The organism is Mucilaginibacter aureus, assembly GCF_053514885.1.
In genome coordinates this window covers 967,157-980,002 of sequence record NZ_CP170601.1, presented here as the reverse complement: position 1 = coordinate 980,002, position 12,846 = coordinate 967,157, and the positions used below count along the sequence as shown (strand labels likewise).

General features: G+C 43.8%; 7 protein-coding genes. 6 read left to right on the top strand and 1 reads right to left on the bottom strand.

Annotated features, from left to right (window positions below):
- Position 1 precedes the first annotated feature (1 nt).
- Positions 2-1,549 (top strand): purple acid phosphatase family protein, encoded by a 1,548-nt coding sequence (locus ACFGVR_RS04135; RefSeq protein WP_448701348.1) that lies wholly within the window; start codon positions 2-4, stop codon positions 1,547-1,549.
- Entirely contained in the window at positions 1,546-3,279 is a 1,734-nt protein-coding gene (locus ACFGVR_RS04130) for a cytochrome-c peroxidase (RefSeq protein WP_448701347.1), read from the top strand. The genes ACFGVR_RS04135 and ACFGVR_RS04130 overlap by 4 nt, the downstream gene beginning before the upstream one ends.
- Before the next feature lie 13 nt (positions 3,280-3,292).
- Here ACFGVR_RS04130 and ACFGVR_RS04125 read toward each other — a convergent pair whose 3' ends face one another.
- Complete coding sequence (locus ACFGVR_RS04125; RefSeq protein WP_448701345.1) at positions 3,293-6,238, bottom strand: endopygalactorunase; 2,946 nt, start codon at positions 6,236-6,238, stop codon at positions 3,293-3,295.
- 224 nt (positions 6,239-6,462) lie between these two features.
- Here ACFGVR_RS04125 and ACFGVR_RS04120 point away from each other — a divergent pair, with 224 nt between their 5' ends.
- From ACFGVR_RS04120 to ACFGVR_RS04105, 4 genes are all read left to right on the top strand, one after another.
- A complete protein-coding gene (locus ACFGVR_RS04120; RefSeq protein WP_448701343.1) occupies positions 6,463-7,566 on the top strand; it encodes a Gfo/Idh/MocA family protein in 1,104 nt (367 codons plus the stop codon).
- Between the two features lie 175 nt (positions 7,567-7,741).
- A complete protein-coding gene (locus ACFGVR_RS04115; RefSeq protein ID WP_448701341.1) occupies positions 7,742-8,314 on the top strand; it encodes an RNA polymerase sigma factor in 573 nt (190 codons plus the stop codon).
- 98 nt (positions 8,315-8,412) lie between these two features.
- Positions 8,413-9,291, top strand: coding sequence for a FecR family protein (locus tag ACFGVR_RS04110; protein WP_448701339.1), 879 nt, complete (start codon positions 8,413-8,415; stop codon positions 9,289-9,291).
- Between the two features lie 163 nt (positions 9,292-9,454).
- A complete protein-coding gene (locus ACFGVR_RS04105; protein WP_448701337.1) occupies positions 9,455-12,844 on the top strand; it encodes a SusC/RagA family TonB-linked outer membrane protein in 3,390 nt (1,129 codons plus the stop codon).
- The last annotated feature ends 2 nt before the right edge of the window (positions 12,845-12,846 follow it).

The window sequence follows — 12,846 nt, the reverse complement described above, 5'->3', positions numbered from 1 at the left end:
CATGAAAAGATACCTGTTAGCCTTTTCTTTTTGCCTGGGGATATGCTTTGCTTTCGGGCAGGTAAAAAAAACCAAAGCCGAAGTAACGCTGATCCGCGGGCCGTACCTGCAGGTGGTTACGCCAACCAGCATTGTTATCCGCTGGCGTACAGATGCTGCCTGCCGCAGCCGTGTGAGTTATGGCGCTGCCGCGGATAGACTTGATCAAACCACCACCGATATCAACCTGGTTACTGAGCACCAGATCAAACTGACCGATCTTTTGCCATATACTAAGTACTATTACTCTATCGGTGCTTTAAAGGATACTTTGCAAACAGGAAAAGAAAATTACTTTTATACCCTGCCCCCCGCAGGACAGGAAGGCGATTACCGTATCGGTGTGTTTGGCGATTGTGGTACCAATACTGTAAACCAGCGCAATACGCGCGATCAGTTTGTGAAGCGGCTGGGTGATAATTATTTGAACTCCTGGATATTGCTGGGGGATAATGCTTACAATGACGGGACGGATGCGGAATTCCAGGCTAAATTTTTCAATATCTATAAAGATGCGTTGCTAAAAAAATACCCGCTATACACCTCGCCCGGCAATCATGATTATCACGATGCTGACTTTACGGCTGATCATGCACAGAACACCCACCAAACGGCTTACTATCAAAATTTTTCGATGCCGTTAAATGGTGAAGCAGGCGGCAAGCCTTCGCACAGTCAGTCTTTCTATTCTTTTGATATTGGTAATATCCACTTCATTTCGCTCGACTCGTATGGAAAAGAAGAGAACCAATATTATTTGTACGATGTGGACGGACTGCAGGTAAAATGGGTGAAGAAAGATCTGGCTGCCAATCAAAACAAGGGCTGGGTAGTTGCTTTCTGGCATCACCCGCCATATACAATGGGCTCGCATAATTCCGACAAAGAATCAGAACTGGTACATATCCGCGAGAATTTTATTAAAGTATTGGAAGACGCAGGTGTCGACCTGGTGCTTTGCGGCCATAGCCATGGTTATGAGCGATCTAAACTAATGCGGGGGTACTATGGTATGAACGCTGAGTTTGACCCGAAATACCTGCTCAGTAAATCATCGGGTAAATATGATGGAAGCCCCAATTCGGCTCCTTATATCAAAGCAACCGACAACAAAGGCACGGTGTATGTAGTAAGCGGCTCTGCAGGTGTTATCGCCGAAAGGCAGGTAACTTACCCGCATAATGCACTACCTTATGCCAATGCGCTAATTGAAGGTGCCTGTTTACTGGAAGTGCGTGGCAACCGGCTCGATCTGGAATGGATATGTGCCGATGGTAAGATAGGCGACCGTTTTACGATGATGAAAGACGTGAATAAAAAAACGGTGATCCATCTAAAAAAAGGCGAGAGCACCGTTCTTACGGCCTCTTATATTGGTGATTATGTGTGGACAGGAACCATTGCCGCTACCCGGAGTGTAACCATTACGCCTAAACCCGGAAAATCCATTTATAAAGTGCACGATCATTTTGGTTATTTACAGGATATCTTTGAAATAAACGCCGATTGAAATTAGTACTCACTATTGTTATTTTGGCCATGACGGTGTTGCTGTTATCATTTCAGGGCACCGGGCGGGTACAACAACCGCTGGTAACCACCGCGCTTGCCGATGTGCGCCAGCATGTACAATTATTTGCAGCAAGCACAATTAAGCTGGAGAATACGATAAAGTCGCTCAAGGCCAGCAATCCGGCTACCGTGAATGCTGCACGCAATGCGTTGAAGGATTGCCGTTATCAATACAAGTCGATCGAGTATTTCCTCGAATATTTTTTCAAAAGTTCGGCGCATATTTATAATGCCCCTGCAAAAATTGAAGTGGAAGAGCCGGAACTTGAATATGAGCAGCCCATGGGTTTCCAGGTGATGGAGAGCTTATTGTTTCAAAAAATAACACCTGCCGCTAAGCTGCAGCTGATTGAGCAGGCCGGTGCCGTGCGGAGTTCGGCCCAGGATATCCCCTCGCTTTTTTACCAGTTTAAAGCCACCGACGAGCAGTTGCTGCAAAGTGTACGCGAGGAACTTATCCGTATAGAAACCCTGAACATAACCGGCTACGATGCACCATTGCTAAAATCGGGCATCAGCGAGTCGGTTAGTGCGTTACGTGCGCTGCGCATTGTATTTGCTGCGAAGAACGACAAAGCCGCTGTCGGTCTGTCGGATTCGGGTATTGCTTATTTGCGTGCAAATCCCAATTTTGACCGGTTTAACAGATTGCACTTTATCACCACTTACATCACACCATTACAAAACAGGATAGGTACAAGCCTTTTTGCCCCCGGTTTTCTAAAAGTGGATTCGTTTTATAAGCAGCAACAACGGGCCAGTGCGGTAATGATCGCGCTGGGTAAACGGTTGTTTTTCGAAAAAAATATATCCGGCAACAGCCAGCGTAGTTGTGCAGGTTGCCATCAGCCTGAAAAATATTTTACCGATGGCCTGCCTAAAAGCCCAAGGCTTGATGGCCATGGAACCATATCGCGTAACGCACCCACCTTATTATATGCAGCATATCAGTATAGTCAAGACTGGGATGGCCGGGCCCGGTCTATCGAAGAACAGGTGATTAATGTGATGCACAATAAAGATGAGATGAATGCAGATAGTGCGGTGGTAATACAGAAATTAAAACAGGTTCCGGAATATAGTAATCTGTTTGAACGAGCATTTGCCGCCCGCCCGGCTGTTACTATTACCAATCTTTCTGCTGCTATTGCCGCTTATCTGCGCACGCTGGCGCCTTTTAATTCGGCGTTTGACCGGTATATGAATGGTGATCGAAAAGCTTTGAATGCGAAACAAATCAGCGGATTTAATTTGTTTATGGGCAAGGCGCAGTGCGGTACCTGCCATTTTGCACCAATTTTTAATGGCCTTACGCCCCCGGGTTACCAGGCAACTGAATATGAAATATTGGGTACACCATTAACGGATGATCTGCAACATCCTAAAGCCGACCCCGATATGGGCCGGTATGTATATTATCCCACACGTTATTACAAAAGGGCTTTTAAAACACCCACTGTAAGGAACGTTGCCCGGACGGCGCCTTATATGCACAATGGAGGCTTCCGATCTTTACAAACCGTTGTTGATCTTTATAATAAAGGCGGCGGACAGGGCATTGGCCTTGACGTTGCTGAACAGACTTTAGCGCCCGAGCCCCTAAAATTAAACAAAAGCGAGGTCAAAAACATTGTCGCGTTTTTAAACTCGCTTACAGATCGTTATTAGTTAGATATAATTTCTATTTACCTTCAGGTGATAAAGTTTTCGGGATATTGCCCCAACTGTCGTTGTAGTATAAGGTGTTTTTGATGGTTAATCCCGACGAGTTTTTAATCCCGATAAGGGTATTGTTATCTTGTGGTTTAACCATTTTTACACCGGTTATATTTGTGCCGATCACATCATCTAAAAAGAGGGGATACCTGCTATCGCGTTTTTCGTAGTTAAAGGTGCTGTTATTTATTTCGAGGCCCTTTACATGGCGCGCCCATATCCCATATGATGGCTGTATCTTCAAATCGGCTACGTTATATTGTCCAACACCCAGTTCGCCGGGATTTGCCAGGGTATCTGTTGCCGGGTTACCGCCCTTTACCACGATATTTACATCGGTAAAAGTAACATGATCAATATAGCCGGTATGCTTACCGTTGGGTAATTTAAAATCAAGCCCACCGGTTACATCGGCAGCATCGGGTAGTTTATAACCCGCAATAATAGCCGTTGCTTTGCGCTGGGTACCATCGTAGGGTTTCCATTTTTTACCACTGTACGCGCTGCCGCCATATACTTCATAAACATCGATCCCCTTTAAACTGATATTTTCAACCTGGCCGATGTTTACGTTTTTTACAAGCAGTTCATCATGGTTTTTGCCGTTTTCGGTAAAAGCATACCTGCCTGCTTCGGCACCAATAACGCGGCCCCGGTTTGATATGGAGATAAAGAACGGTGCCGTGGCGCGATACATTTTCGACCGGAAATGGATAGGGCCCGTGCGGCCGCTGTTTAAATAAACATCTTTGATATGTGCGCCATCATTTGCCGAGATGGAAAACCCCGCTTTATTTGCACCCAGGATATAGATATTATCTACATAAACCTGCATAATATCGTCAACAGTTTCGGAGCCTATCTGCACAAGGTTACAATTGGTATCGCCGATAACATTACGTACCCTATAGTTTTTTACGGGGCGGGTAAAACCCAAAGAGCAATCAGAACCCGGCTTGATCACATCGTCGCTGCTTACCCGCGAAAATATATTGGTAACAGTAACATTGTTGCATTCCATAAAGTCGTAAACATCGCGTACGTTGGTTTGGTAGTCCTTACTAAAATAAGTATCGTGCACGTTGATATTGTCTGTTCCGGTTGCCAGTAAAGCAAAATGTCCGCTACGGTCAATCTTTAGCATGTGATCGGCATCTTCAATTTTTAAACCGCCTTTGCCAATGTAATAAGGTTCGTTCTTGCTTTCATCATACCATAGGTCTTCCTGATGATAAATGCCGCCAATTTCGATGTTGGTACACAGTTTCAAACTGAACATTTTATCGCAGCGGTTATCGGGCGTGTTCTTCATTACCCCATCGCCGTTAACCAGGCTGGCATTACCGGTAATGGTTCCGTTACCTATGATCTTGATATTATCCAGCCGTTCGCCAAAAAACATGGCATTTTTAAAGTAATGATGACCAACATCCTGCTTGGTCATATAATTTTCGGGATCGGCGTACGGACCGGCATCAGTTGGTGATAAACCGGAACGATATTTTCTGTCGCTGAACCAGGTTGTTTCGGGAGCATCGCCACCTTTTAAGGCTTTGATGGTCGCATCGTGATCGACATACAGATATACATTGCTCATTAAATGCACGGTACGAACCATGTAGGTGCCTTGTGAAAGCAATAAGGTTCCGCCACCCATCTGATTCAAATAAGCGATGGCTTTATTGATGCCGTCGGTATTGTCATCGGCGCCGTTGCCATCAACACCAAAACTTTTAATATCCATTTTACCCGAATAAAACGAAACTGTATTTGAGTAACCTTTATTGGGCCCGGTTTTAACATTCAGTTTAAACAGGTAAAGCTGATCGGGCTTTAAGCCGGAAACTATGGCCGTTGCCGTTTTTGTATCGATAGCTGCAAGGGTGGGCCACCATGTTTTGCCTTTATCTAAAGATTGCATGAAAGTTGTACTAGCATTGGCAGCAGAACCCCACTTAAACTTTGCCCGCGTGTACATCCCCGGCGTTTCTTTGTACTGTAACGATCTGTCTGTTACTCTTTCAAGATCCGATACGGTTTGTGTTGCGGTTAGTAATGCTGTTTCAGAGCCAGTGCCGGGGCTGGATAATTTTTCGGGTTGTGATGTGTTGTACATTGCCCTGAATAAGTAAGAACCCGCCTTCTTCAGGGTTACATCGTGAATAACGATTTTCAGATCGGCTCCGTTTGCAGGCCGAAGATCAAGATGATTAAACGTTAATACTGAACCCCCGTTTGATAGTTTGGTGATCGTAATATCGCCAACCTTGCTGTAAGAGTACTTAGTACCAACCCGGCCAATGGATTGTGTTGTCAGTCCGCTTAATTTAACATCGCCGCGGCCAATAACATTTACAGTGGTATTATCCATAGTTACGTTAATGCCGTTGGGTACAAATAGCTTAATTCCGGCATCCGGGCTGCGCTGTCCTGCAGTAAAATACAGGGTTAATGCATGCGTGCTGTTAACGGTAAATACAGGTTGTGACAATGTGAGGCTGCCACTTAATGCCATAGGCTGTACCGAAATGCAGTAGCTTTTTGTTGATGATCCGTTTTGAGATGTGACGATGAATTTGTCGCCGTTGACGATCTCGCCGTCTTTTTTAATTACTCCATTTCTATCGGTTACTGCGTATTTCTGAACTGATCCATCAAGCGCAGCAATTTGAGAAGCCAGTTGTGCTACGCCGATACCGGTTGAAGCCAGGCCTTGGTCTTCGGGTGTATCAACGGTATAGCGGTAGGTGCTGCCGGTGATGAGCACTACAGAGTCTTTTGTTATGCGGGCAATATTTGCAGCGTTTTTGCCAAATGTTATATCGGTACCCGAAACCGGCGCTTTACTTTTTACGGCCAATGCCTGCAATGCTATTGAAAACAAGAGAATAAGGCCCAATACTTTTTTCATGTGCGTAATAAAACAGGTATAAATTGAATGCGACAACAGCTGCCGATGCGCAGCTGCAAAACCCATCAAAATAGGTACAGGTAAAATTTCACTTAATTACCAACCGTATCTGATGCCGGATTGGCATATTATTCATTGATATTAACATTTATAGTTAAACGGCAATACATCGATTTTAAATTTCATTACTTTCAATTGTATAAACCAATAGCACCTATTATAACATGAAAAATGATCTCGTTAACCGGCGCTCGTTTATAGGGCAACTGGGTATTGGCACGGCTGCACTGCTGGCCTATCCCTCATTATATGCACATGCCAAACCGCAAAAGCAGTTAGGAGTAGCATTAGTAGGTTTGGGTAAATACAGTACCGGTCAGCTTGGGCCGGCGCTTAAACAAACCCAATATTGTAAGCTAAAGGGTGTGGTAACAGGTGATAAAGCCAAAGGGCAGCAATGGGCAAAAGATCATGGTTTTGCCGAAAGCAATATTTACAGTTATGATACCATGGCCGGGTTGGCTCATAACCCCGATATTGATATTGTATACGTGGTTACACCAAACGGATTGCACTCTCAGCATGCTATTGCCGCTGCAAAAGCGGGTAAACATGTGATCTGTGAAAAGCCTATGGCCAATACTGTTGCTGAGTGCGATGCGATAATTAAAGCTTGTAAACAGGCTAAGGTAAAATTGTCTGTAGGGTATCGCTTACATTTCGACCCTTATCATCAAGAACTAATGCGGCTGGCAAGAGATAAGGATTTTGGCACTTTGATGACCATGACCGGCGACCGTGGTTTTGTGATGAACACCAAAGTTTGGCGTGCCGATAAAAAGCTCGCAGGTGGCGGGCCCATCATGGATCTGGGTGTATACATTATTCACGGGGCCTGTATGGCTGCAAATGGTGTGGCGCCGGTATCGGTAACGGCAAGTGAGATACCTAAAACAAGGCCCGATATTTTTAGTGATGTGGAAGAAGGTATGAACTGGACGATGCACTTTGCCGATGGCGCCGAATGTACTGCTTTTACAAGTTACCGGCATAATGCCGACCATTTTAAAGCAGAAGGAGCAAAAGGCTGGATAGAATTTAAAGAACATGCCTTTACCTATCGGGGTATGGTGGTGGATACGAGTCGGGGGCCGCTCACTTTTACGCCACCATTTCAGCAGGCGCTGCAGATGGACAACTTTGCGCAATGTATACTGAATAATACCGAAAGTATTGTACCGGGTGAGTTAGGCAGACGTGACCTGGCCATAATTGAGGCCATTTATAAGTCGGCACAAAGTGGTAAACGGGAATTGGTAAGCATTTAAACAGATTGCTGCTTGATCTTGTGTAACAATTTTATAACAACTTAACTGAATAAATTGTAAATACAACTGAATTAACCTACCTAAAAATATACTGTATTTGTTAAGCCAATTAAACTGTTTATTGATCAAACCTCCTGATGGTTGGTCGATGGCCTGACTATATACCCAAATTAAGTTGAAAAAAGTCACTCAAAATGAACTGATATCTTTGATCCGGGATGGAGATGTTAAAGCATTTGATGAGTTTTATAAACAAAACTGGCGCCCCCTTTACCAAAAGGCTTATCATGCAACCGGCTCGATAGAAGATGCTAAAGACCTGGTGCAAAACGTATTTATCAACTTTTGGGATGCCCGGTATAGTATTGATGCCGACAGGTATCATGTTTCTTATCTTTTTACATCTCTACGTAATGGCATCATCAATCTTTATAAAAAAGATGAAGTTAAAAAACGCGGATTGGAGGAATTGCTGCATTTTGATAACCAGCCCGCGTATACCAACGAAGATCAATATATTGCAAAAGAGTTAGCTCAAACCCTCAATAACAGGGTGGAAGAGCTTCCGCAAAAAATGCAGCGTGTATTTGTATTATCGCGATATGAGCATTTGACCATCAATGAGATATCCGAAACACTGAATATTACTCCACGAACAGTAAAGAACCAGCTTTCGAGTGCTTTAAAGATACTCCGTACGCGAGTTGGTGCTTACGCTATCATCTTTTTTTATATTTTTTTTAAATAAGCCTGGTACCCCGGCAGGCTTTAGTTGTATTAACTCATATCACAGCGGTACCCGTTTACATAAACCGGTATCCATAAACCTAAAAAAGTTATTCTTTAATGTTTAAAAGAAGCAGGCCAAAGTTGTGGCAAAACCTCGGCGAAGATCATTTGCACGATGAAAAAATAATGAATGCTATTGAGAAGAGCATGCTTAATAATATTCATAAGCATATTGATCAGGGCAACAGGCGTTTTTTTAAAACAGCTGTATTCAGATATGCGGCCGCGGCAGCCTTGTTAGTGTTTGCATCGCTTGGATTACTGTTTATCTCAAAACGCAATGCCGATACCAAATTGGTGAGTATAACTGCACTTAAAGGGCGCATCTCTATTATTTCGTTACCGGATGGTTCAAAAATATGGCTCAACTCGGGTTCAACTATATCATATCCTGAAAAATTTGCCAAGGTACGAGAGGTAAGGTTGATCAACGGGGAGGCTTTTTTTGATATCAGGCATGATGATCATCACCCGTTCATCGTGCGATATGGCAACATGCATGTACAGGTTTTGGGTACGGCTTTCAATATTAAGTATTATACCAAACTAAAAGATGTAAGGGTGACTGTGGTGAGAGGTTTAGTAGAGGTTGGTGATCAGGACCGTAGTTTTGGTATGATAACGCCTAATAAGGAAATTATTTACGATCAGAAAGAAGATACACACAACGCAAGGGATATTAACTCGGAAAAGGTGGCTGCCTGGAAAGCCCGCGAGGTTAATTTATACGATGTGCCTTTTGAAGACCTGATGCTGAACCTGGAAAACATTTACGGCATAACTGTTAGCTATGACCATGAAGCAATGAAGGACGTAGTGACCACCATTCATTTTTTAAGTACCGATGATCTGAAACAGGTGCTCGAAATTATAAAAACCATACACGGATTGAATTATACTGTTGAGGGAAAGGAGGTTAGCCTGCAAAAACCTTAACTAACCATAAGCAACAATACCCGGACGAATGCCTCGGGTATTGTTTAAGTAATGATGTATGCCTTTGGAAAGGGTCTCAAGCTAAACCAATGACTTACATAGTTTTCAATTTTAAAACCTTACAAATATGATAAAAAAATTAACTCAGTTATTCGTTTTTTTCATGAAAATATCGATGATAGCAATAATTGGTTCCCTCGTGTTTTGCGAGTTGCTGCTTGCTAAACCTGCCAGTAGCCAGATCGTTAATACACACGTTACTGTTATTGTAGGAAACGAAACCTTGCAAAAGGCAATTGAACGTATAGGCAGATGCGGATCGGTAAGATTTTCTTACAATTCTGTCGACCTTGAGGGTTATACTGCAAATCCGCACAACTATTCAAACGAACGGATGGGTACCATTCTGTCTGATCTTTTAGCGAACACCCAGTTAACCTACAAAGAGATCAACAAAGGCATAGTTATTTACAATAAAAAGGCCGATGTGGTTGCTAACAGTAGCGCTGGTTTAGTTAGCTCGATCCCGCTGTCGATAGGTACAACTAATGCCGAACCAGCCAATATTACAGTAAAAGGTAAAGTTTCTGATGCAACGGGCTCTTTGCCCGGGGTAACAGTAAGGCTGGAGGGCACAACCACCGGTGTAGTTACTGATGTTGACGGAAATTATAGTATCAATGTCCCGGCAAACGGCACTCTGCTATTTTCGTCGATAGGGTATCTTGAACAAAAGCAAGTGATCAACAACAGAACCGTAATTAATGTGGTGCTGATAGCCGATAACAAATCACTTAACGAGGTGATCGTGGTGGGTTACGGTTCACAAAAAAAATCAGACGTAACAGGTTCGATCTCGTCGATCTCATCACAGGCGCTTAAAGATGTGCCTTCGTCAAACCTGGTGCAGGCATTGCAGGGGCAGGGTACAGGTATCGATGTACAAAAAAGCGGCGGTAACAGCCATCCCGGTGCATTGCCATCAATTACCATACGTGGTACAAGATCAAAATCGGCATCAAACGACCCGCTTATTGTTGTAGATGGAATACCCTATACCGGCAGCATGCAGGATTTGAATGTAGATGATATCGCTTCGGTTGAGGTGTTGAAGGATGCTTCATCAACAGCCATTTACGGCTCAAGAGGTGCCAATGGTGTTATCCTGGTTACCACCAGGCGCGGTAAAATTGGCGAACCGGTTGTTACTTACAGCGGTTATGCCGGGTTTTCAAAACCATTGGCCCAGTACAATGTGATGAATGCCAGCCAGTACGCATTACTAAAAAAATGGGCCTATTACAATGCCGCCGCTGCTAACCCTTTATACACCAGTCCGGATGACCCGCGTATTATAACCGGTGGTGCCTTTGGTGCGCAAGAGCAAACATCACTGCAAACAGGGCGCAGTACCAACTGGCAGGACCTGATCTATAAAAACGGTTTTTTAACCAACCATCAGCTTGGTGTTTCGGGAGGAAATGAAAATACACAATATGATATTTCTGCAGGGTATTACAACGAAACCGGCATTTACGCTGGCCAGGCTTTTACACGTTATTCGCTTAAGTTAAGTGTTGATCAAAAAATTGGGAAATACATCAAAGTTGGCTTAAGTTCATTAAACAATCTCACTTACGTTGATGGCGAAAATGCAAATCCGTTAGGGCAGGCGTTAAGGGCAAGTCCGCTGGCGTCGCCTTATGATGATGTTACAGGCGCTTTGATCATGGGTTATGTAAACGGTAGCGCTAACCAGGTGTGGAACCCGCTTGATAATCTTTTGCCTGGTGCTTCAACCGAAACCAGAAAAAGGTTAGGGACTTTTACAACCGCCTATATCGAAGCAAAATTGGCTCCCGGTTTAACTTACCGGTTTAACGGCGGTGCCGAGGTAAAGCCCGAGATCTATGGTAATTTTTATGCGGCGGCTACTTATAACAACCAGGGCGCGCAGTCATCGGCTAAAAACGAAAGCACTTACATTTACAATTACACGCTCGAAAATATTTTGAGCTACGATAAAACGTTTGCCCAAAAACATCATATCAATTTTACCGGGCTTTATAGTTTGCAGGAAAACCAGACCCAAACGAATGCCTTTAATTACAACAACTTATTGTCGGACGCGGTGCAGTATTATAACCCACAACTGGGTTCGAATTTCTCGGCAACAGGCTCATATGCCAAGTACGACCTGATATCGTACATGGGCCGTTTAAATTATGGTTACGATAACAAATACCTGCTTACGCTTACCTTACGTTCGGATGGTTCGTCAAAGCTTGCAAGTGGCAATAAATACCACATCTTCCCTTCGGTAGCATTTGCCTGGAATGCGTTGCAGGAACGTTTTTTAAGGAGTGTGGACGTACTGTCGAACCTGAAAGTGCGATTGAGCTACGGTGATGTGGGTAATGCCGCGATAAAACCTTATCAAACTTTTGGCGTATTATCACCGGCTACGTATAACTACGGTAGTAAAAATACCATCGGTGCTTATCCAACGGCAGTTGCCAATCCCGATCTGGATTGGGAGTACACCCGCACGGTAAATGCAGGTATTGATTTTGGTTTTTTTAAGGATCGTATCAGCGGAAGCATAGATGCTTACCATGAATATACCCGCTCCTTATTGTTACCCGAAAGCTTGCCACCAACATCGGGTATACCAAGCACCATTTTAACCAATGTGGGCAAATCGGAAAACGTAGGTTTAGAGATCAACCTGAATACAGTTAACATTGCGCCGCACGGCAAAAACGGATTTACCTGGAATACCAATGTGAATATAACGTTTAACCGCGGTAAGGTAACCGGTTTGGCTAATGGCAGCACGGTTGATATTACCAACAACTTATTTGTAGGTCATCCACTGGGCTCTATTTTCGATTATAAAAAGATCGGTATATGGCAAAATACAGCTGCAGATACCGCTTTGGCTAAAAAGTACGGCTTAACGCTTGCCGGCGGCCAATCGGTAATAGGCTCGGTTAAGGTTTTAGACCTCAACAACGACGGGAAGCTTGACGCCAACGACCGGATGATCATCGGTACAGATCAGCCATTTTTTTCGGGTGGATTTACTAACCGGTTCGGTTTTAAAGGTTTTGATCTTACCATAGTTGCGGCATATCGGGTAGGCGGTACATTAACATCGCAGATATACCAGAGCGGCAGCTTTTTAAATACTTTACAGGGGAACTATAACAACTTAAACGTAACGTACTGGACACCGTACAATCACGAAAATTATTTCCCTAAACCAACCAATGCATTAACTAACCCAACTTATTCGTCAACGTTAAGTTATTTCAGCGGCACGTATCTTAAAATCAGGAGCCTGAGTTTAGGCTATAACATTCCAAAAGCATGGATCAACCGTTTGGGGGGCAGAACTTTAAAAGTATATGCAACTGCCGAAAATCCATTTATCCTGTTTTCGCCATATAAAAACATCTTTCACGGCATAGATCCCGAGTCGGCTGGAAAATTGGGTGAAGACACGCCTGCTACATGGTCGATGACATTTGGACTTAACTTAACGCTTTAATC

Bases quoted from the DNA above. Each gene is read 5' to 3' on its own strand.
- ACFGVR_RS04135 (WP_448701348.1), top strand. From the start codon at position 2: ATGAAAAGATACCTGTTAGCCTTTTCTTTTTGCCTGGGGATATGCTTT.
- ACFGVR_RS04125 (WP_448701345.1), bottom strand. From the start codon at position 6,238: ATGAAAAAAGTATTGGGCCTTATTCTCTTGTTTTCAATAGCATTGCAG.
- ACFGVR_RS04120 (WP_448701343.1), top strand. From the start codon at position 6,463: ATGAAAAATGATCTCGTTAACCGGCGCTCGTTTATAGGGCAACTGGGT.
- ACFGVR_RS04110 (WP_448701339.1), top strand. From the start codon at position 8,413: ATGTTTAAAAGAAGCAGGCCAAAGTTGTGGCAAAACCTCGGCGAAGAT.
- ACFGVR_RS04105 (WP_448701337.1), top strand. From the start codon at position 9,455: ATGAAAATATCGATGATAGCAATAATTGGTTCCCTCGTGTTTTGCGAG.